Below are 21,977 nucleotides of genomic sequence, written 5' to 3' on the forward strand. Positions count from 1 at the left end.
GCGACAACGATTGACGCCTGATATCCACGCCCTAGAAGGACGTGGTTTTACGGCGTTAGATGATAAAAGCCTCTGCATTTATAGATGCACAGTAAAGATAAGGAAAAACTATGGCAAAACTAGAATCTAACATTGAATTAGAAGCTGCGGCATTTCGCCGTTTACTTGCTCATCTAGACGAGCGTAAAGATGTACAAAATATCGAGCTGATGAACCTTGCTGACTTTTGTCGCAACTGCTTGTCCAAGTGGTATAAAGCGGCTGGAGAGGAGCGTGGTATCGACATCGACTATGAAGACGCTCGTGAGCTGATCTATGGTATGCCCTACTCTGAATGGAAGCAGAAGTATCAACAGCCAGCCACACCTGAGCAGTTAGCGCGCTTCAATGAGCTTGAAGCGGCTAAGAACAAAGCAGAATAAGATTACGAGATAAAGCTCAAAATTTAAAATAGACGAAGCCGCTAAATTAGCGGCTTTCTATGGATTTGAGTATACTACTAAATCCTACCGTACCTTGTTTTTGCATCTTGCGATCAAGCAAGCGGCCGATCAGGGGTAATGGTATCACTAATCGACCTTCAGATATCCATGTTACCTGCGTAGTACCATCGCCTAAATCTTTTAAATCTATGCTTCCTTTGCGGTGATCCACTTTAACAGGTCTGGCTTTTTCAATCTTGTACTGCATATGAGTCGGACGCTCAAACGCCGTAATTCGCTCCCAAAATTTGACTGGCCCCGTCTGAATGGTACGTAAAGCACCAACGCCGTTACGCTCGTCATCGCCTTTTGTTAGTAGCTTAGCCGTCCCTACCGCTTTGAATAATCCATAACTGGCATGATCGCTTATGGCTTCAAACACCTCATCAATCGGTTTATTTACGGTACGCTCTACTTTTATTTTAAACATCGGATTATCTCTTTTATGGGAAATGAGAAGCTATAGTCAGTTGAAAATAAAACTGTTATATAAATTTAAACGCGCTACTGGTATAAATTTTACTTGCGTGCTGCGTTCCCAGAGGCTGCGCAAAATTCATCCCAGTAGCGCTATGCGCTTTTTAGAGTGCATCGACTATATTTAGGCTAGTTATATATTGTTATAGCACAACTTTTACTACAAAGCAGTACGCTATTACATGATATCGCTGCTTATATGCATCCGAGCCAGATGTTTTATCGCTCCTGATGTTTAGCACGAATACTGAATTAAGATAACAAAGCCTTTAATTCAATTTTATTATTAATGATATCAGCTAAAGTATAGCCCTCTAAAACGCTAACAAAAGCAGTAAGGGCTTCAAAAAACACCCCCTTTAATCGGCATACAGGACTGATGACGCAGCCTTGCTTTGTCACTGATGAGGCCTTGTTAGCTGTCTCATCAGCCGTTTCATCAATCAAGGTTATCGGTAAGCCATGTTGCGTCGTGGCATCAGTCTTAGGTACAGTTGCCGCAAAGCACTCAACCAACGCAAAGTCCGGCTCTATCTGCTTAATGAGTATACCTAAATTGATATTTTCAGGCGCACGGGCAAGCCTGATACCGCCATTTTTACCGCGAATCGTCTCTATATAACCCAATTGACCTAATTGATGAATAATCTTTGTCAGATGACTTCTCGAGATATCATAGCTGTTAGCAATATCACTGATGTTCGCTAAAGCCTGCGGCTCAGGCTTTACGGCTAGATAGATTAAGGAGCGCAGCGCATAATCACTATAGTTCGTCAACTTCATGGGCAAATGCTCCTTAACAATTCAAATTTAACCAAACAAACCATCTGGTCTGGGCTTGGACAATATCGGTAAATAGCTGATGCAAAATAGTACAAAGCAGCTAATCCAAGCGCCTTGCGCAATCATCACCCATAATAAGTAATGTTCGACAGCGATAATGGGTAAAAATGCGCGGCTGACAAATACTAATACCATGAGCGCAAACATCACATTGACCATCTTTGGCGGCTGATGAATATTGCGCCCTGTATGCCCTAGTGATACTCGCGCCATCATCGCCAGTGTCATCATACCAACGCCAGCGATGGATAAAGCATGTACCGCCAGACTGTGACTAAAGCCAAGCCAAGGCTGCAAAGCGTATAAGACGAAGCTTAAACACATGCCAAAAAACGCTAAATACAAGGACCAAAGTAAAGGCTTTTGCCAAATCTTTGGGTGATACCAACCGGCTAAACGTATGAGATTGACTATAGCGACGCCAAGAGCAGTGATAGTGAGCAGATATTTATTAGGATAAAATAGATCAATGATAAAAAAAGTCAAGAAAAAAACCAGACTCAAGACATCTTGCCATTTGCTATTGCGCACTTTGACATCAATACCATCATGGGCCAATCCGCGCTCAATAAAAAACGGTACCACGCGCCGGCCAATCGTCAACACTAAGCCGATGATCAGATAAAACCCTAAATACACCCCTATCTTAGTGACAGTCATATCACTAGCAAAAACTCCCCAATAGCACAGTCCGTTGCCTAAGGTGAGTAGCGCAAGTTTGGCCAAAATCCCCATTTGCTTATATTGCTTAACTTGCAGTACTGCTCGAAACACTACCCACGCCATTGAGGCGACAAACAACATATCAAATATAGCCGCTAATAGTAGTAGCCCCGCACCAGTATCTAGACCTAAGCCAAAGCCCAGCCAGCTTAAGCGCGCAATTAACCAATAGCTAAAAATAGCTAGCAGCTTATAGCCGTAAGGCATCTTCACCCCAGTCCAAGTCTGCACAGCGGTCAATAAAAAACCTGCGACCACGGCTAAAGCATAACCATAAATCATCTCATGACCATGCCAATACAGCGGATTCAATGTCTGCGCGGCGATATCAGTATGACCGGTAAAAACGAACGCCCATAAAGTCATGATAAGTACTGCAAAGACTGCCGCCCCACTAAAGAAAACGCGAAAGCTCAAATTGAGTATGGGGTGCGGCGAGCTTGGTGGCTGCGTCGGTAATTTGATTGATTGCATAGCGTTCAGCTTATGATTAGTGATTCATTTAAATAACTGTTATTTAAGATTCATTTTAAATGAATGTTATAAGTTATTCAATGTCTGTCATTCTTTTAATATGTGAGAAGCTAGCTAGAATTTTTAAATCACAAAAAAAAGCCACCTAAATGGTAGCTCATATATAGCACTCAATGAAATATTCTTAATTATTTATATTTGTACTACAGAAATTATCAATGAGATAACAACAATCAAAGTCACATACTTTCTAACGCTAAAGTATTTAGTGGTGATGATACTCGCTTGATTAAGTCCATAATCAATGAGTAGTAAGCTGATAAACCCTATCACTAACAGCCAAATAAAAGCCGCTGTCGATAACAGTAAAAAGCCAAACCATAATACTAAAGTTATCAGGTTACTCAAGATAGGCAACCTTGCAGCCCAAGGGTTATCGTCCGCTAAAGCCAAATGATTACCCCACTGCGTCCCAGCCATAAAGGTGGCAATCACTAAGCCGTAAGTCGCTAGAATATTGCTAGTTTTTCCTAAAGCTAAAACACTATCGACTCCTACTATGAGTAAGATGGCGCAAGCGATAAAGGGAATGCTACCGGCAAAAGTTAGATAAGGACTGAGTTTTTTCATGATTGACAACTCACACTACATATTAGAATTCATTATGACAGCCATTTATCCATAAACTCGCCGTTAGGATCATGCTGCTGGGTTTGTTTTTTTAGATTGAACTGCCTAGAGCCGCGAGGATCCGCCCCTACTCCTGCTAAGTATTGCCAGTTGCCCCAATTGCTCCCAACATCATAATCGATCAGCTGCTGCTCAAAGTAGGCTGCGCCATAACGCCAATCAAGACCTAGCTCATGAATAAAACAGCTCGCCACCAGCTGCCGACCACGATTCGACATATAACCAGTATGATTGAGCTGGCACATACAAGCATTAATAATTGGATATTTAGTCTCACCATTTTGCCACTGCGCTAAACGCTGATCATCATGACGCGTCGAAGGTCTATAATCGCCAATACCTTTAAATAAAAATAAATCTTCTTGATGCTCTATGGCATACCAGTAAAAATACTCGCGCCACAATAGCTCAAACCAGATCCAATAAGTTGAGCCATTGGCCACGACTTCGCGCTCGTACTGACGCAGACGATTGAGCAATACCTTTACTGATAGTGTGCCATTAGCAAGCCAAGCTGAGAACTTCGTTGAATGCGTCCACTCATCCAAAGCGTTACGGGTGGTTTTATAGCTGCTTGGGGCGTTAGAAGCAAAATAGCTTTTTAGATGATTCAGCGCAGCACTTTCACCGCCTTGATATTTGGGTTGATCTTTTTCGTCATTAGGATTTGGTTTGTCAACTGAGGGTAATTGCAGAGCATACTTTGACTCATTAATCAGTGCTTTAGGCAATGGTGACAGCGATCTTGGGGTTTCAGTTATTACTAAATCTGTTTCAGCTTTGAGTAAATCTTGAGCATATTCGACTTTTTTACGAAACTGAGTAAAACTTTGCGGTAGCTCTTTGGTCGGCATTGTAGGATACAAGGTATTGATCGACTCACTATGCCAAGCAATATCAGGATACTTAGCGCGCAACAAATTATAAACGTTTAACTGCGCATAATCGGCACTATCACTGACAAAAATATCGCTCACTTGCTGCTGCTCTATGAGCTGGCATAACTGATTAAAAGTATTGGCGCTTGATTCTTTATCCACTTGGCGCAAGTACAGTAATTGACTCCCAAGACTCTGCAAAGACCTGTCTAAATCGATCAAGCTTTCATTGATAAACTGCTGGCGGGCATGCCCAAGCTTATCGAAATGATAAGCCTGACCCCAAGCCTCTTGATTGAGCGCCTCAGTCAAATCGACAGCATATACCGGCAGTAGATAACCTGACTTAAGGTTGCCTGATTTGGCCTGTTCAGCCGCTTTACTCAATGTCGCATTGTCATGAATACGCAAATCGTTGTGAAATAGCACCATTACTACGTTTTTATTTTGCTCATTAGTCATGTCTTATCTGCCATTTGTAATTGTGCTTAGCTATTACTAAACCTTAACTAATCATAGTTACTGTTGAGAGTAACTATAATGTGATAAAAAATAAGATACAGTATATGGCGTGTTAAAAGCGGGCTTAGTATTGACGAATAGTCTTAAATATAACGACTAGAATAAACATTGACTACAAACAAGCAGCCTGCTTAAATGGTCAATCATCAAACAGATCTTGATAACTATAATTAAAGGAGATAACTGTGAGTGAAGACAATGCTTCGGCAGAAAAACGTAAAATCATCAATAGGTTTTTGACTCAGCTCACCCGTGAAGAACCGCAAATGTACTATGCTTCTACTGCTGATATCTCCCGCAGTATCTATACTTTAATTAAAGAGCACAGCAACCGCTTAGATGTCGAAGAGCAAGCGTTAGTCAGAAATATGTCAGTCGAGGAGATCCAATCTATTTTGGGCTTTAATCTAAAATAGTAGACTCAATCCATTCGTTTATGAGTGAAATTAACCCTCCTAAGTACAAAAAAAGACTGCTACTAGAGCAGTCTTTTTACGAGTTAAAATATTTATGAGAATGCATTAGAAAGCATCAGAACGATCAGAACGAATAGTCACGCGGTTTGTGCTGATAAGACACCCAGTGCAGACGCGTCATCTCCTCTAGCACCCACTCGCCATTAAAGCGGCCAATACCTGAGTTTTTCTCACCACCGAATGGTGCTACGCTCTCGTCATTGACGGTAATGTCATTGACATGAGTCATCCCAGCTCTGATACCACGGGCAAAACGTAAGCCTTTCTCCATATCTGTCGTAAACACCGAACTTGATAATCCATACTCAGTATCATTGGCAAGCTTCAACGCCTCATCCTCATCTTGTGCGCGAATAATGCCAACTAAGGGCCCAAAGATCTCATTACGGAATAAGTCCATATCAGCAGTTACCTCAGTGAAGACATGAGGCGGCACAACTTGACCTTCAATCTCACCGCTGAGTAATGTCTTAGCGCCTTCCTCTTGAGCTTTAGCGATTTTATTTTTTAAAGAGTCGAGCTGATCTTGATTAATGATAGGACCAACAGCCGTATCTTTATCATTAGGATCACCGACTTTGATGGTTTTTACATGTTCAACGAAACGCTCAACGAATTCATCATAGATAGCATCTTCAACGATGATGCGGTTGATAGCAATACAGATTTGACCTTGATGCAAGAACTTACCGAAGACTGCCGCCTTTACCGCATTCTCTAGATCGGCGTCTGCTAACACCACAAACGGATTGTTACCGCCAAGCTCTAATGCGACAGCTTTGATAGTATCGCCGCCATTAGCAAGCTCGCCGATGTGTTTGCCAACTGCGGTGGAGCCAGTGAAGGAGACAAAGCTTGGAATGTCGTGCGTGACGATAGCATCGCCAATCTCGCTACCTGCGCCGACGACTACGTTGAGCAAGCCTTTTGGCAAGCCTGCCTCTTCAAAGATCTTGGCGAGTAGCAGACCGCCGGTGATAGGTGTATCGCTAGCAGGTTTTAGCACCACCGCATTACCCAAGGCTATTGCAGGGGCAATAGAGCGCTGGGTCAAGTGCAGTGGGAAATTCCAAGGACTAATCACCGCAATCACGCCAATAGGCTCGCGATAAGCGAAGTTTTCTTTACCTGGTATGTTAGACGGACGAATCTCACCATGCATACGATTAGGAAAAGTTGCTGCCTCTACCGTGATAGCGCGCGCACTACCAAACTCCACCATTGCCTTTATACGAGTACTGCCCGACTCTTTCACCAGCCAATCGACAATCTCCTCTTGGCGCTGATCTAAAATCTCAACTACCTTATATAGTAGGTCTGAGCGCTCAGCAGGCATCGTTTGTGCCCACTGTTGCTGCGCTTTTTGCGCCGCCTTAAAGGCTTCATCAAGCTGATCTTCTGTCGCTTGCTGAATATTAACTAAAGTCTCACCAGTAAAAGGGTTAGTATTCGTATTGACGCTATCATCCTGCCCTTGTTGCCACTCGCCTGCAATGTACTGCAAGTCAAAGTCACTATAAGCGCTTTTTTTATTTTCAGTATTATTTGACATAACTTTTCCTTTTTATTTATTAGGTTATGGCGTGTTGAACATTCAAGTGTGGCACTGGCGGGGCTCTTTTATTAACATTGTTAGTAGCTGTACTCGTAGTATTGTGACGAGTTTAAACTCACTTCTCTTAGCTCAATAACCACTTAACAACCACTTAATAACTACTCAACCATTAAAAGTCAGCTTGCTAGACGACTGGTCTAATGCTAACATAGCTACTCTAAAACTCAGACTATTTTGCATTAAAGTTTGTTGACTGAACGTAACTGACGCCTCTTTATTTTCTTTTTGCCTTCAGTGCTTTGAGTAACTAAGTTCAGGAAAATACAATGACTATAAATTAAAGATACAACGCTAATATAAGCAAAATTATAAAATTAGGAGAACATAACTTTTATGTCTACCGCTGCTACTTTTGACTCACTACCTTCTTTAGATAGTGGACACTCTGATACAACGTTATCTAACACTAAGACCCATCTGCTAGATACGGGTTATCAGCTTATTGTCTCTAAAGGCTTTACTGCCGTAGGTATCAAGCAAATACTAGACACAGCAGGGGTACCTAAAGGCTCTTTTTATCATTACTTTGCCTCGAAAGAAGCTTTTGGTGAAGAGATTATCATCCACTACTTTACTCGTTATAAAAGACGCTTAGAGCTTATTGCAGACAAAAACAGTAGCGCTCAGCAAAAGATCTATGACTATTTTCAGAACTGGTACGATACTCAGCAAAACGGCTGTGACCATGGGAAGTGTTTAGTCGTTAAACTCAGCGCTGAAGTTGCTGATATCTCGGAGCCGATGCGAGAAGCTCTGCATAATGGCTATCAACAAACGATCAACTGGTTAACTGAGCTTATCAAAGCAGGATGGAGCGATCAATCCATTCCGAAGCTTGATAATGTCTCCGCTGAAAGTATCGCTAAGCGTTGGTATTTTGCCTGGCTTGGCGCCAGTTTGATTGCCAAAATCAGTCAGTCCAACACTTCGTTAGCAGAGGTGTGGCAGATGACAACAATTCAATTAGGTCGTTAGTCATTAGTCGTTAACTATGGCGACTGGCATTCTCTAACTATCTCATAGGCCTCTCTTTCTTACGTTGTTTTGTAACTGAGACCTATTTTTTTATTTTACTTACTAGACGACTGGTCTAATTGATGTACAATGCTATTCATCAAAAGATAGTTAATGGCTACTTATCAAATAGCGGTTAGTCAAAGCTTTTAAGAAAGCACTGCTAATCACTACTCAGCTCACATTAAATCATCACGCTAATCATTTAGGATTTTTATGAATAACTTTCAATACTACAACCCTGTCCGTATCGTCTTTGGCGAAGGCCAAATCGAACAACTCTCAGATCTTGTGCCGACTGATGCTCGTGTCCTTATCACATATGGCGGCGGCTCAGCTGAGCGTACGGGTACTTTGGACGAGGTTAGAACTGCCTTATCAGCGAACGGTAATCGCGAGGTTTTTGAGTTTGGCGGTATAGAGCCCAATCCAGAATTTGTTACTTTGCTAAAAGCTGCGGATCAAGTGAATGAGCATAATATCGACTTTATCTTAGCGGTCGGCGGCGGTTCAGTCATCGACGGTAGTAAGTTTGTCGCCTTAGTATCTTCACTCAAAGAAGACGATGGTACAGTCTCACGTGAAAAAGCATGGGACGCCCTGATTGGTTATACCAAAAAACTAGATTCAGCGGTGGATCTTGGTGCGGTATTGACAATTCCAGCCACAGGCTCTGAGATGAATTCAGGCGGCGTAGTCAACTATAGCGAACGTCAAGCCAAACTGCCTTTTGGTAATCCGCTAGCTTTCCCTAAGTTCTCCATCTTAGACCCTGCCAAAACCCTTACCCTACCCGATAGCCAAGTCATGAATGGCGTTGCAGATGCGTTTGTACATGTGATGGAGCAGTACCTTACTTATCCAGTTAACGCCAAAGTACAAGACGCTTTTGCTGAGAGTCTGCTAAAAATACTTATCGAAGAAGGCCATGCGGTAAAAGCTGATCCTAACAATATGGAAACGCGTAAAAATATCATGTGGACGGCGACGATGGCGCTGAACGGCTTGATTGGTACGGGCGTGCCGCAAGATTGGACCACGCACATGATAGGTCATGAGCTGACCTCATTACACGCTATTGATCATGCCCGCACCTTGACGATTGTATTGCCGTCAGTCATGCGCGAGCTTAAAGACAGCAAAAAAGATAAGCTCCTACAGTACGCGCGTAATGTCTGGAATATTGAAGCGAATAATAACCAAAGCGATGATGAGGTTATAGAAGCTGCTATTGTGCGTACCGAAGATTTCTTCCGTGATTTAGGTCTCCCCGTAAGCCTAGCTGACGTCGATCTTGATGACTCTGCTATCGATCCTATCATTGAGCAGTTAGAGGCGCATAAGATGGTCAAATTAGGTGAGCATGATAAGAATGACTTAACAGTCTCACGCCGTATTCTAGAGCGGGCAACAACCAGTAAAGCTTCGTAACGCTTTACCCTCAATAGCCCATAGGAGTAATACGCTGTGAATTGCTAATATGGGTTATTGGGATCAATTTTTGCTACTTATTAAGCCGCGTATGTATAAGTTTTTGTCTACGACCATGAGTTTTAGTGTTGTAGATGTGCAGTTGATCAATAATAAATAGAATAGGAGATCATTCATGAGTTTTGACAAACAACAAAACAAACAACAGAACCGTCAAATTAAGTTAGCCAGTCGCCCTACGGGTGAGCCGAACGCCGATAACTTCGAGATGGCAACAAGTGAGATGCCAAAAGCAGATAGCAATGAGATGCTACTACGCACGGTCTATTTATCGCTTGACCCTTATATGCGCGGTCGTATGAGCGATGCAAAAAGCTATGCTGATCCGCTAGAAGTCGGTGATGTCATTATGGGTGCGACGGTGGCGCAAGTGGTCGAGTCCAATATCGATAAATTTAGCGAAGGCGATTTGGTAGTCGCCAACTCAGGGTGGCAAGATTATAGCGTCAGTGATGGCGAAGGCGTATTAAAACTTGATAAAGACATGGCCAATCCTTCTTATGGCTTAGGCGTTCTAGGTATGCCAGGTTTTACCGGTTATATGGGTTTGACTGACATCGGTAAACCGCAAAAAGGCGAGACTCTAGTCGTTGCTGCCGCTACAGGCCCAGTTGGCGCGACAGTCGGACAAGTTGGTAATACCTATGGCACACGCACTGTCGGTGTCGCAGGCGGTAAAGAGAAGTGTGAGTTTGCTGTCAATGAGCTTGGCTTTGATGTGTGTATCGACCACTATGCCGATGATTTCGCTGAGCAGCTAAAAGCCGCTTGCCCTAATGGTATCGATATCTATTATGAAAATGTCGGCGGTAAAGTCTTTGATGCGGTCATGCCTTTATTGAACGCCCATGCGCGTATTCCTGTTTGCGGCCTTGTCTCGCAATATAACGCGACTGAACTACCCGATGGTAAAGATCGTTTGAGTGTATTGATGGGTCTGATCTTAAGACAACGTATGACGGTCAAAGGTTTTATTATCTTTGAAGAGTACGGCGAGCACTTCCCTGAGTTTCTAAAAACCATGAGCGAAATGGTAGCCTCAGGCAAAGTCAAAACCAAAGAGTATATCGCTGATGGTTTAGATCAAGCGCCTGATGCTTTTGTCGGTATGCTCAATGGCGATAACTTCGGTAAAACCGTGGTCAAAGTCGCTGATGTTGCTTAGTCAATAGCTCAATTTATTAAATAACTCAACTTGTTAAACCACTTAGTTTACAAATAATATGGCGCTGTTTCTCGGTACGGCTTAATTTTTAGGATGTGCCGAGTGGCAGGTCATTAACTCTAAAGCTATTAGCAAAATAACAAACTATAAGGATAACTATGAAGATTTTAATGGTACTAACTTCACATGACGAATTAGGCGATACCGGTAAAAAGACTGGCTTTTGGCTAGAAGAGTTTGCTGCGCCTTATTACGCTTTTATTGACGCTGGCGTTGAAGTCACACTCGCCTCGCCTGCTGGTGGTCAGCCGCCGCTTGATCCTAGTAGCGATACCGAAGACGCTCAAACCAAAGATACTAAGCGCTTCAAAGAAGATAGCGAGGCGCAAAAGCACCTTGCCAATACCAAAAAACTTGCGGATATGAAAGCTGAAGATTTCGACAGCGTATTCTATCCAGGTGGTCATGGTCCATTGTGGGATTTAGCAGTCGATAAAGACTCGATTAATTTGATTGAGACTTTTGTACAGCAAGACAAACCGGTTGCCTTTGTTTGTCACTCTCCTGCAGCGCTCAAGAACGTCAAAGTCAATGGTGAGTACTTAGTCAAAGGTAAAACTGTCACCGGATTTACCAATTCAGAAGAAGACGCTGTCGGCCTTACCGATGTCGTACCTTTCTTAGTAGAAGATGCGCTCAAAGCCAACGGTGGCGACTATCAAAAAGCAAACGACTGGGAGTCTTATGTCGTTGAAGATGGTTTATTGATTACGGGTCAAAACCCAGCATCATCAGAAGAAACAGCAAAACGCTTAATGACGAAACTGAACGGTTAAGCATTTGGTGATTTATATTTCGGTGTTTTATATAATGGAAATGAACTCTCTAAGAAGGCTGGCATCATGATTCGCTTACATCATCTCAATCAATCACGCTCATTACGTACGTTATGGCTATTAGAAGAGCTGGGCGTCGCTTACGAAATCGTCAGCCATCAGCGTAATACGACAACGCATCTGGCCCCAGACAGCCTAAAAGCAGTCCATCCACTGGGCAAGTCTCCGGTTATCGAGATGGATGGTCAGTTATATGCAGAGTCAGGCGCTATCACTGAGCTGCTGATTGAGCGTTTTGCGCCCAAGCGCCTGCGCCCTGCGACTGACAGTAGCGATTATGGTTCTTATCTGCAGTGGATTCATTTTGCCGAAAGCTCTTTGATGCTACCGCTGCTGCTCGAGCTTTTTACCAAAAAAGCAGGCGTGGAAGACAATGCGTTTTTAGATGGCTATATCAGTACCGAAAAGCATCGATTGCTCAGCTACCTAAACGATGAGGTGAAAGATAAATCCTTTATCGTTGGCAATAAGCTAAGCGGTGCTGATTTCATGCTATCGTTTGACTTGATTATGCTGGCCAAACGTCATGCTCTGGCAGACTATCCGCATATCGAGCAATATGCGTTGCAGCTGTCTAGCCTCGATAGCTATCAGCGTAGCATGCGCTTAGAGGTCAATTACGATCAGTCTGTTTAGCATTGCATCATAATTGACAGACCAATTTTCCGATACACACAAACAGCTCTGTATAGAGCTGTTTTTTATGCGTGCTTTATTTTATGATTGCATGAATAACCATCGAATTATAGTTATCAATGTCATATGAGAGCATTAAGCTGTAGAGCAACCAAACAAATTGCTCAGCACCATCCATGAATTACGTGTCGATGACAAAAGCACGATAAAAGTTATGATAAAATCCTTTCTGAATTTTTTGGGTTATCTTTCAGATACCATCAGTGAGTTGACTGGCTTTTCACGCTATAAATACCAATTACACTGACCTGACTCCCCGTCTGGCATCTGTCCTATATCACTCTATTTCCTTATACAGATTGTGGTACGCCCATGAGTAACGAATACCAGTTTAAGCCCCACGAACAGCCAATAATGGTGGGCTCTCCAGCCAATCCTGACCATCCTGCACGCCGTAAAATATTTTATTTGTTTATTGGGATTTTTGTGGGTCTCACAGCCAGCTTCCAAAATGGTCTACTTGTCGCCAACCTGACACAAATTCAGGGTCAGCTAGGCTTAACGCCAGCTGAAGGTGGTTGGATATCGGTCAGTTATAATATGACTAATGCCTGTATCACCGTTCTGCTGTACAAAATTCGTCAGCAATTTGGCATGTCGCTTTTTAGCAAAATCACCCTGTCATTTTTGTTAGCCGCCACCAGTCTACAGTGGCTGATCAGCAGTCACTTGTTAGACACACCTAATATTAGCATTGAGCCCTATTATTTAGAAATTGTCGCTAGGGGACTTAGTGGTATGGTGGCAAGTGGTATGACCGTATTGGGCTTGTTTTATTGTCTTCAGGGTATGCCACCCGTCAAACGTACTAGTGGTCTCATATTGGGTTTTGGTCTGGTACAGTTTGGTATTCCATTATCACGTGTCATCTCGCCCTACCTCGCCATCGACGGTCAGCTTGAAAACTTATTTTTATTTCAATTTGGTCTGGCGCTGATTTGTTTTGGGCTGATTAATATATTAGAGCTACCACCAGGGAATACAGAAAAAGTATTTGAGAAATTGGATTTTGTAAGCTTTGGTTTTTTCGCTAGTGGTCTGGCTGCATTGGCTGTCGTTTTGGTACAGGGTCGAATTTTATGGTGGACGACACCTTGGCTCGTCTATCCACTGATGATTGCTATCGTCGGGATTAGCATCGCGTTATGGATTGAGACGCATCGCAAAAATCCGATGCTACAAGTGCGCTGGATGCGTAGCCGCAATATTATTGCCTTTATGGTGACGGGCGCTGTCATGCGGATTTTGCTATCTGAGCAAAATGTCGGAGCGGCAGGATTGCTCGCTAACCTCGGCTACGGTAACGATCAGCTGGTTACTTTTTATGCTGTTATTATAGCCGCCAGTGCACTGGCTTTGATTATTAGTATTTTTAGTACCAATGCGATGGATTTGCGCCGACCTGTTATTTTTGCAGTGGCATTGATTGCCTTAGGGTCTTGGATGGATGTTGGTGTGTCTATTAATTCAGCACCCTATAGGTTTTATCTCAGCCAGTTTTTGATTGCCTTTGCCGCGGTGTATTTCATGGGGCCTTTGGTTTTTGAAGGGTTTTTGCGGGCTATTGGCAGTGGCCCTGCGTATATTATTAGTTTTTCAGTGATTTTTGGCATCTCCCAAACAGTTGGCGGACTGGCAGGTGCGGCAGCCATTCAGGCATTTACGACCATTCGTACACAAATGCATTATGCAGATATGGTCAGCTCATTGAATTTGGGCGATCCTGCATTTAGCGCCCAGGTGGCAGGCACTCGTAACATGCTGTCGAATCAGACCACTGACGCGGCCCAAGCAAATATCGGTGCAGTTAGCCAGGTACTGCAAGGCATTCAGCGCCAAGCAACGGTCGCAGCATACAGCGACCTGTTTTTTCTGATGGCCTGTCTTGCTACTGCCGTTACGATTATTTTGCTGCTCAATTATCTTTATAACCGCTACCACAAGCGCAATCCACTGGCCAAAGAGCTCGCCGTCATCGCCAAGATGCGCGAAACAAAATAATTCAACTTATTATCTTAGTGATTTTTTATCATATTTATTTATAGTCAGACCAATCAGATATCTGCTTATTAACATTTAGGAGCATGTCATGAGCCAAGAAAAACCAAATGAGCTTAATAAAATACCTCAGACGTCAACTGATGCTCCAGCAACAGACACACGTACAGAGTCTGCTACGGCTCCAGTAGAGACCGCTACAAGCGCTACGCAAAAGAAAACGGATACATCCGAGATACAAGCAGCTACTGATACGCCTGATAGCGTGCGTGAGGATAACTCTGTAGAAGGCTCTATAGAAAATCAAGACGATGATAATGAAACGCCTATGCCGCCAAAAGAGCCGATATCAAATACGGCTGGCTGGTCTCCCAAGAAAAAATCCTATCTAAATTTGGGATTATTGATTGCGCTGATTGTCATTGGTGTGGCCTTGATTTTATATGCTTGGAAGCTGCCACCATTTACGCCTACGGTGCAACAAACCAATAACGCCTTTGTCAAAGGTCAAACCACTATTATTAGTCCGCAAGTTTCCGGCTATGTCACCGAAGTGGCGGTGCAGGATTTTGCTGATGTAAAAGCGGGCGATCTACTGATAAAAATAGATGATCGAACGTTTCAGCAGCAACTTGAACAAGCCGAGGCCAATACTGAAGTGGCGATCACCAGCCGCTCTACCAATGACCAAGACACGCAATCTAGCCAAGCACAAATCGAAGCACGCAAAGCAGACTTATATAGTGCCAAAATCAATGTCGAGAGCGCTCGTGAAGACGTCAATCGCTATCAGGGCTTAGATGCTATCGGTGCGGTATCAAAAGCAGAAGTGGCTCATATCAAAGCAAAGCTGGCTCAAGCACAGGCAAGTGTGCAACAGGCTGAAGCCAATTTACAAGCCGCTCAACAAAACCGCGCCAAAACCAGTGGCACCCAACCCTCGCTGGACGCAAATATCAAAAGTGCTGAGGCAGGTGTGAAGCAAGCACAAATTAATCTCGATAATACGATCATCACAGCACCTGAGTCCGGTCAGCTGAGCCAAGTCAGTGTCAAAGAAGGCCAGTACGTTAGCGCGGGCACCCAGCTCATGTATATCGTGCCAAAAGGCATTTGGATTATCGCAAACTTTAAGGAAACCCAAATAGCTAGTATGGCAATCGGCGAACCAGCTACTATTCATGTGGATGCGCTTGGCGGTGCCAAATTTACGGGTCATGTGAGCAACATCTCACCAGCCACTGGCAGTGAGTTTAGTGCAGGTGCCGCCAATCCTGCGACAGGTAACTATATAAAAATTGCGCAGCGCATCCCAGTACGTATCGACTTGGATCCGAACCAACCTGAGCTTGCACGCTTGCGTCCTGGTATGTCCGTTTCTGTGGATGTCGATACCAATGCCAAATAAAGCCAAATAAAGCCAAATAAAGCAAATAACTGATATAAAAAATCCACTCTAAATACCCGAGAAACTGGATATAGAATGGATTTTTTATATTTTTAAATGATCTAGGATTTCAAAATCAGCCAAACACTATGGTAGTAGACGCTTGGTCGTCCAGCTTTCAGCGCTTTGGCTATCATCATCTTGCGTATATACGATGCGGTCATGCATACGGTTGGCGCGACCTTGCCAGAACTCGATTTTTTCAACCGTAATCTCATACCCACCCCAAAACGCTGGTGTTGGTACGCTAATACCATCTGCATATTCTGCTTGCAGTTGCTCGAACGTTTGCTCCATCACTTCTCGATTGGCCACTTCACCACTTTGCGGTTGACTCACCCAAGCACCAACTTGACTATCGTGCGGGCGCTTCTGAAAATACTCAGCCGACTTATCAGCAGCTATTTTGGCAATAGAGCCACTAATACGCACTTGACGCTCAAGCTCGTGCCAAAAAAATAGCACCTCAGCATTCGGGTTTTGGGCAATGTCTTGACCTTTTGCGCTCTCATAATTGGTATAAAAGACGATACCGGTATCCGTCACTTCCCGCAATAAGACGATACGCACGCTAGGCTTGTTATCTGCGCCGCATGTCGCAAGACTCATCGCATAAGGCTCTTGTACTTTTTGCTCTAGCGCTTCATTCATCCAAGCTTTAAATAGCGTAAATGGCGACTCTGGTACCAAAGACTGATCCAACTCACCTTTTTCGTAAGACAAACGCTGATCGGTAAAATCCATACTCATAAAGACTCCTTTTGTGACTGTTAAACGCGCCTAGCCCAAGTGAGTTTTGATTTGATCGGCGAGCTCGTTCGCCATCACATCACATTCTATCTCATCATCGGACTCGACCATTACCCGAATCATCGGCTCAGTGCCTGACTGACGAATAAGCAGGCGACCACGGCCCTCAAGCTTGGTACGGGCTTTATCAAAAGCTGCGACCAGCTCTGGATTGGCAAACGGATCTTGCATCTTCGCCAGACGCACGTTCACTAGCTTTTGCGGTAAGACTGTGAAATCCTCTATTAAAGCGCTCAAGGCTCTATCTTGTTCTTGCATCACTGCGAGTACTTGTAGCCCTGCTATAATCGCGTCGCCGGTGCGGCTCTTATCCAAACACAAAATATGACCGGAGGGCTCGCCGCCCAATATCCAGCCTTTTGCTTCCAGTTCATGCATCACGTAACGATCGCCAACTTTAGCTCGCGCAAACTCAATACCTTTCGCTTGCAGCGCCAGCTCTAGACCCATGTTACTCATCAAGGTACCGGCAACCCCTTTCGCCAGCTGCTTGCCTTGCGTTGCGAGCACATAGAGAATACCATCACCGTCGACTAGATGACCTAAGTCATCCACCATCACAATACGGTCGCCATCACCATCAAGCGCGATACCGACATCTGCATTGTGCGCTAATACCGCTTTTTGTAGTCCTTCAGGATGTGTGGAGCCGCAGTCAGAGTTGATGTTGATACCGTCGGGAGTATTATTAATCGCTATAACCGTAGCGCCAAGCTCGCGTAACACTCTTGGCGCTACGCTATAACCAGCTCCATTGGCGCAGTCCACGACGATTTTGAGATGGTTGAGGTCATACTGGTATGGGAAACTTCCTTTACAAAACTCGATATAGCGGCCCTTGGCATCATCGATTCGGTGGTTTTTGCCGAGTTTGGCAGGATCGTCAATGGGCATCATCGGCGTCGCCGCATCTGCTGGATCTGCACTCATAATAGCATCTAACTTTTCATTGATTGCGTTTTGCATCTCATCGGTGAGTTTTTTACCGTCACCTGAGAATAGCTTGATACCATTATCGTAGTATGGATTGTGGGAGGCCGAAATCACTACCCCCGCATCAGCATTAAAACTGCGAGTCAGGTGCGCAATTGCAGGCGTAGGTAGCGGCCCTAGCATGTGGACATCAACGCCTGCAGCATTGAAGCCTGCTTGCAGTGCGCCTTCGATGACATAGCCCGACAGCCGCGTATCTTTACCAATGACGACACTTGGCTTACGCGTAGCATTGCTTCGATTTTCTATCAGTACTTGTCCGGTCACATAACCTAATTTCAAAATAAAATCAGGAGTGATTGGTAACTCTCCAAATTTCCCACGTATACCGTCTGTACCGAAATAGCTCATTATTATTACATCCTTACACTTATTTAAAAACACTTATTTAAAGTATAACCATCCCTTGATAAGGGGCTTTACTACTCCGCTATTTTACGAAAAAAAACAGTCAGCAATGACAGAGCATTGTTGACTGTTTGTATCTAGTATCTAGCGATTATTAAGTCTTTATACAGCGTTTATGCGCTAAAATTATCTAATCAAGCGTATGCTTGTCAGCTTATACACGATAGTTAGGCGCTTCTTTAGTGATTTGCACATCATGGACGTGCGACTCTTTCATACCTGCTGAGGTGACTTTTATGAATTGCGGATTGCTACGCATCTCCTCAATCGTCGCACTACCTGTATAACCCATCGATGAGCGCAGACCGCCGACCAATTGATTAACGATACCGGCGACTGGACCTTTATAAGGTACACGGCCTTCGATGCCTTCTGGGACTAGTTTTTCTACGCCATCTTTGGCATCTTGGAAGTAACGATCCGACGAGCCGTTTGATCCTGACATCGCGCCTAAGCTACCCATACCGCGGTAAGCTTTGTAATAACGGCCCTGAAATAGCTCAACTTCACCAGGAGCTTCTTCGGTGCCAGCCATTAAGGAGCCGACCATAATACAAGAAGCGCCAGCGGCAATGGCTTTTGCCATATCGCCTGAGTAGCGAATACCGCCATCAGCGATTAGCGGAATGCTGTCTTTTAGGGCACTGGCCACATTATCAATCGCCGAGATTTGCGGTACACCGATACCGGCAATGATACGAGTGGTACAGATAGAGCCTGGGCCAATACCGACTTTTACCGCATCGGCGCCAGCATCACGTAGTGCGAGTGCTGCGTCGCCTGTGGCAATATTCCCACCGATGACCTGAATATGCGGAAAGTTCTTTTTGATCCAAGATACCTTTTCGATGACACCTTTAGAGTGGCCATGAGCAGTATCAACGACTAGCACATCGACGTCAGCGGCAATCAAAGCTTCGACGCGGGTCTCAGTATCCGCGCCAGTACCGACAGCAGCACCAACGCGCAGACGACCCTTGTCATCTTTACAAGCATTAGGGTTATTTTCAGCCTTTGCAAAGTCATTGACCGTAATCAAACCACGCAGACGAAAATCATCATCAATAACGATAACTTTTTCGATGCGATGCTCATGCAGCAATTTTTTGATGTTCTCATTGCTCTCACCTTCATGAACGGTCACTAATTGCTCTTTTGGCGTCATGATCTCACTGACAGGCTGTTTTAGATTGGTCTCAAAACGCCAGTCACGGTGAGTGACGATACCGACCACTTTATCGGTGCCTTTTTCTACGACCGGTACGCCTGAGATGTTATTGTCCTCAGTCAGTCTTAGTAGATCGCCGATAGTCATCTCAGGATGCACAGTAATAGGATCGACGACCGTACCGGCTTCAAACTTTTTGACGCGGCGTACTTGCGTGGCCTGCTTGTCGATATCCATGCTTTTATGCAAAATACCAATACCGCCTAATTGCGCCATAGTGATGGCCATCTCAGACTCAGTCACCGTATCCATAGCAGCCGAAACTAAGGGTAGATTCAAAGTAATATTTTTGGTCAAGCGCGTAGTGAGGTCGGCAGATTTTGGCAGGACTTCAGAATAGGCTGGTAACAATAACACGTCATCAAAAGTTAAGGCTTCATCGACAATACGTAACATACATACCCCTAATAGTGGCTATTTTGATGGGTGGGAGCTAATTGCAAGACGATAGAGGCGTAAATATAACGCAGCAGCTATTTTGATATCATCTTGATATCTTAGTTATCCCTTTAAAATAACGCCATATTATAGCAAATATAACACCCTCTCACAGGTTATTTTTAGCGCTGATTTGCAGGCGCTCTTACACTTTTGGTCTATTTTTACTAGCGATGATATGAGTTTAACTGTCTTTAAAGGTTATCCGCTCCGCTGGCAGGTATGGCTTTTGTTCTGCGTGGAGATACGCTAGCATGACCTCACGAACTTCACATTCAAGCGTCCAAGCATTTAGCGGGCTATCAGAAGCTAGCGCGCCGCGTAGCGTAATCGTATCTTCGTTGACCGCGGTGGCGATGAGCTCAGGCTCAGTCTCGCCATCCCAAAGCTTATTGTCTTTGACCACCTCAATGAATTTTTGTCTAATCACCTCAATATCGACGCCATAATCTACATAGAGATAGACTGGTCTTGTTTGATGAGACTCCGTATGCGACCAGTTCTCGACAATCTCAGTGACAAAGTGGCGCATCGGGATGATTAACCGCCGCTCATCCCAAGTTTTGAGTACCGCATAGGTATATCGCAGATCCTCAATAGTCGTCCAATCGCCTTCCATCATCACCGTATCAGCAATGCGTACAGGCTGGGTAATAGCCACTTGCATGCCAGCGATAATATTGCCCAAAGTAGGCTGCGCCGCCACCCCAATTACTACCCCAGCAATACCCGCTGACGTTAATAAAGTCTTTCCTAAGCCCTCGACATTGGTAAACTCACTAATACCAATCCAAATACTGCCCAAGATCATGACAAAAATAAAGACTCGTCTAAATATCGAGACATAAGTGAGACGGATACGGTATTTATCGAACTGCTCTTCGCCCAAACTATCGATTTGTAAGTCTTGATAGCGATTGGCAAAAAAATGAATAATCCGAATACCTAGCCATACCGTACTGATGACTAAAAACACCCAAATGATCGGCCGCGTCGCGGTCGCTATTGCATCAAGATAAGGAAAGCCGCCAGAAGCCAAGGTATACACTAGAGAGAAGCTAATGGTCAAGGTCAAAGGTACCGTCAGTTTACTGGCCAAATCTCTAACACTGCGGCGCCCTACGCTCTCACTTTTTTGCTCATCGTTTTTACTTACTCCCATATTGATAAGCTTGCCAACGCCTGTACTTAGCAGCCATCCTAGACCCATCGTCGTTAAGAAAAACAACAGCAAAGCACAGTATTCCCATATCGCAATACCGAAGAGACGCGCGGTCAGTATTACGGGGAGATAACGCTCAAACTTAGCGGGCTGATACTGCTCATATAGATTGTCTATATTGCCAACCGTGTGAGCCGAGAACACCCAAACCGGCTGCTGGTCACCGACGCGGACACGCTCTATAGAAATAGGTACTCGGCGCTCACGATAATCCATATAGCCCAAGCGTATCGAGCGACGTGGGATGCCGCGCACGCTACTAGTCGTACCTATCGTCGGCTCAATCAAACCATCGGGGCGATCGGGCATATCATTGAAGACATACAGCTCGTTTTTACGCAACAAATAGTCTAGACGTTTTGCTAACTCAACGCTGCGGTTTGGCTGGCGCTCACTATCAATCAGGTTCATATTCAGCGCATAAGCGGCCAACCCGAATTGCTGCTTCATAATAGCGGATTGAAAAAACTCCATCGTCGCTAGTGGACTTGATAAATGCGGCGGCTCAGATAAAGGCGGCAAACCTGCGTTAAGATTGTTTAGAGGGTAATAGTTGGGGTTATAATCTCCTGCAATCTCAGTATCGCCTTGTAAATACCCAGCTTGCGGCACTGCTATCTTTTCTGAGGGATCAATAACCTTGTTAATCATTTTGCTAGGGTTGATATCCTCCAGCTCGATACTGCTAATCTTATCTTCAGCATAATCAACGATATTATCAGCCTGAGTGGTGATTGATATCGGCGAGCTATCGGCCGTATTAGCTTGGCTATCTTGGCTATTTTCTGCAGCATATACAGGTAGGCTAATAAGCGATAGCACTAACCAGGCCATCAATGCATGGACTAGCATCATGCTGCTTGAGCGCACTGAGCGTAATGAGAACACTGAGCACATAGCCACTTCGGCATTAGCGGTGCTATCGAAGCAAGAATTGTTAAGCATAAACGCATCTCGCTTAGTAGCGTAAGGCATCAGCTTGCGCCGCTCA

The 21,977-nt window shown here is 44.4% G+C and carries 19 protein-coding genes; 9 read left to right on the forward strand and 10 right to left on the reverse strand.

The window, feature by feature from the left end:
* Positions 1 to 110 precede the first annotated feature (110 nt).
* The gene (locus tag I3248_RS03110) at positions 111 to 422 is read left to right on the forward strand and encodes a DUF1244 domain-containing protein (RefSeq protein WP_025646541.1); all 312 of its coding nucleotides are present in this window, start codon (positions 111 to 113) and stop codon (positions 420 to 422) included.
* A 46-nt stretch (positions 423 to 468) separates the two neighbouring features.
* Here I3248_RS03110 and I3248_RS03115 read toward each other — a convergent pair whose 3' ends face one another.
* From I3248_RS03115 to I3248_RS03135, 5 genes are all read right to left on the reverse strand, one after another.
* Positions 469 to 912, reverse strand: a complete 444-nt coding sequence (locus I3248_RS03115; protein ID WP_058024525.1) for an SRPBCC family protein — start codon at positions 910 to 912, stop codon at positions 469 to 471.
* Between the two features lie 299 nt (positions 913 to 1,211).
* The gene (locus tag I3248_RS03120; protein WP_238062518.1) at positions 1,212 to 1,742 is read right to left on the reverse strand and encodes an Rrf2 family transcriptional regulator; all 531 of its coding nucleotides are present in this window, start codon (positions 1,740 to 1,742) and stop codon (positions 1,212 to 1,214) included.
* 27 nt (positions 1,743 to 1,769) lie between these two features.
* Positions 1,770 to 2,999 carry an NnrS family protein gene (locus I3248_RS03125; RefSeq protein WP_238062519.1) on the reverse strand — a complete coding sequence of 410 codons (1,230 nt, stop codon included), beginning with the start codon at positions 2,997 to 2,999 and terminating at the stop codon, positions 1,770 to 1,772.
* Between the two features lie 192 nt (positions 3,000 to 3,191).
* Complete coding sequence (locus tag I3248_RS03130; RefSeq protein WP_238062520.1) at positions 3,192 to 3,629, reverse strand: DUF3429 domain-containing protein; 438 nt, start codon at positions 3,627 to 3,629, stop codon at positions 3,192 to 3,194.
* Positions 3,630 to 3,661: 32 nt separating this feature from the next.
* Positions 3,662 to 5,029 carry a DASH family cryptochrome gene (locus I3248_RS03135; protein WP_238062521.1) on the reverse strand — a complete coding sequence of 456 codons (1,368 nt, stop codon included), beginning with the start codon at positions 5,027 to 5,029 and terminating at the stop codon, positions 3,662 to 3,664.
* 245 nt (positions 5,030 to 5,274) lie between these two features.
* Between I3248_RS03135 and I3248_RS03140 the strand changes: the two genes are divergently transcribed.
* Positions 5,275 to 5,505 carry a hypothetical protein gene (locus I3248_RS03140; protein WP_238062522.1) on the forward strand — a complete coding sequence of 77 codons (231 nt, stop codon included), beginning with the start codon at positions 5,275 to 5,277 and terminating at the stop codon, positions 5,503 to 5,505.
* A gap of 124 nt (positions 5,506 to 5,629) precedes the next feature.
* On the opposite strand, the gene I3248_RS03145 is transcribed toward I3248_RS03140, so the two are convergent.
* A complete protein-coding gene (locus I3248_RS03145; protein ID WP_238062523.1) occupies positions 5,630 to 7,117 on the reverse strand; it encodes an aldehyde dehydrogenase family protein in 1,488 nt (495 codons plus the stop codon).
* A 396-nt stretch (positions 7,118 to 7,513) separates the two neighbouring features.
* Between I3248_RS03145 and I3248_RS03150 the strand changes: the two genes are divergently transcribed.
* The 7 genes from I3248_RS03150 to I3248_RS03180 all read left to right on the forward strand — a co-directional run bounded on the left by I3248_RS03150 (position 7,514) and on the right by I3248_RS03180 (position 15,848).
* Positions 7,514 to 8,155, forward strand: coding sequence for a TetR/AcrR family transcriptional regulator (locus tag I3248_RS03150; protein ID WP_238062524.1), 642 nt, complete (start codon positions 7,514 to 7,516; stop codon positions 8,153 to 8,155).
* A gap of 255 nt (positions 8,156 to 8,410) precedes the next feature.
* Positions 8,411 to 9,625 carry an iron-containing alcohol dehydrogenase gene (locus I3248_RS03155; RefSeq protein WP_238062525.1) on the forward strand — a complete coding sequence of 405 codons (1,215 nt, stop codon included), beginning with the start codon at positions 8,411 to 8,413 and terminating at the stop codon, positions 9,623 to 9,625.
* 175 nt (positions 9,626 to 9,800) lie between these two features.
* Positions 9,801 to 10,850, forward strand: coding sequence for an NADP-dependent oxidoreductase (locus I3248_RS03160; RefSeq protein ID WP_238062526.1), 1,050 nt, complete (start codon positions 9,801 to 9,803; stop codon positions 10,848 to 10,850).
* Positions 10,851 to 11,008: 158 nt separating this feature from the next.
* Positions 11,009 to 11,686, forward strand: a complete 678-nt coding sequence (locus I3248_RS03165; RefSeq protein WP_238062527.1) for a type 1 glutamine amidotransferase domain-containing protein — start codon at positions 11,009 to 11,011, stop codon at positions 11,684 to 11,686.
* A gap of 66 nt (positions 11,687 to 11,752) precedes the next feature.
* Entirely contained in the window at positions 11,753 to 12,382 is a 630-nt protein-coding gene (locus tag I3248_RS03170) for a glutathione S-transferase (RefSeq protein ID WP_238062528.1), read from the forward strand.
* Positions 12,383 to 12,754: 372 nt separating this feature from the next.
* A complete protein-coding gene (locus tag I3248_RS03175; RefSeq protein ID WP_238062529.1) occupies positions 12,755 to 14,443 on the forward strand; it encodes an MFS transporter in 1,689 nt (562 codons plus the stop codon).
* An 88-nt stretch (positions 14,444 to 14,531) separates the two neighbouring features.
* Complete coding sequence (locus I3248_RS03180) at positions 14,532 to 15,848, forward strand: HlyD family secretion protein (RefSeq protein ID WP_075106054.1); 1,317 nt, start codon at positions 14,532 to 14,534, stop codon at positions 15,846 to 15,848.
* 126 nt (positions 15,849 to 15,974) lie between these two features.
* Here I3248_RS03180 and pdxH read toward each other — a convergent pair whose 3' ends face one another.
* The 4 genes from pdxH to I3248_RS03200 form a co-directional block, all read right to left on the reverse strand.
* The gene (gene pdxH, locus I3248_RS03185) at positions 15,975 to 16,631 is read right to left on the reverse strand and encodes a pyridoxamine 5'-phosphate oxidase (protein ID WP_238062577.1); all 657 of its coding nucleotides are present in this window, start codon (positions 16,629 to 16,631) and stop codon (positions 15,975 to 15,977) included.
* Between the two features lie 36 nt (positions 16,632 to 16,667).
* Positions 16,668 to 18,041 carry a phosphoglucosamine mutase gene (gene glmM / locus I3248_RS03190; protein WP_238062530.1) on the reverse strand — a complete coding sequence of 458 codons (1,374 nt, stop codon included), beginning with the start codon at positions 18,039 to 18,041 and terminating at the stop codon, positions 16,668 to 16,670.
* Between the two features lie 211 nt (positions 18,042 to 18,252).
* Complete coding sequence (gene guaB, locus I3248_RS03195; protein WP_025645611.1) at positions 18,253 to 19,722, reverse strand: IMP dehydrogenase; 1,470 nt, start codon at positions 19,720 to 19,722, stop codon at positions 18,253 to 18,255.
* Between the two features lie 226 nt (positions 19,723 to 19,948).
* Positions 19,949 to 21,931 (reverse strand): mechanosensitive ion channel family protein, encoded by a 1,983-nt coding sequence (locus I3248_RS03200; protein WP_238062531.1) that lies wholly within the window; start codon positions 21,929 to 21,931, stop codon positions 19,949 to 19,951.
* Between the last annotated feature and the right edge of the window lie 46 nt (positions 21,932 to 21,977).

This window comes from Psychrobacter sp. Ps3 (assembly GCF_022129275.1).
Taxonomy (GTDB): domain Bacteria; phylum Pseudomonadota; class Gammaproteobacteria; order Pseudomonadales; family Moraxellaceae; genus Psychrobacter; species Psychrobacter submarinus.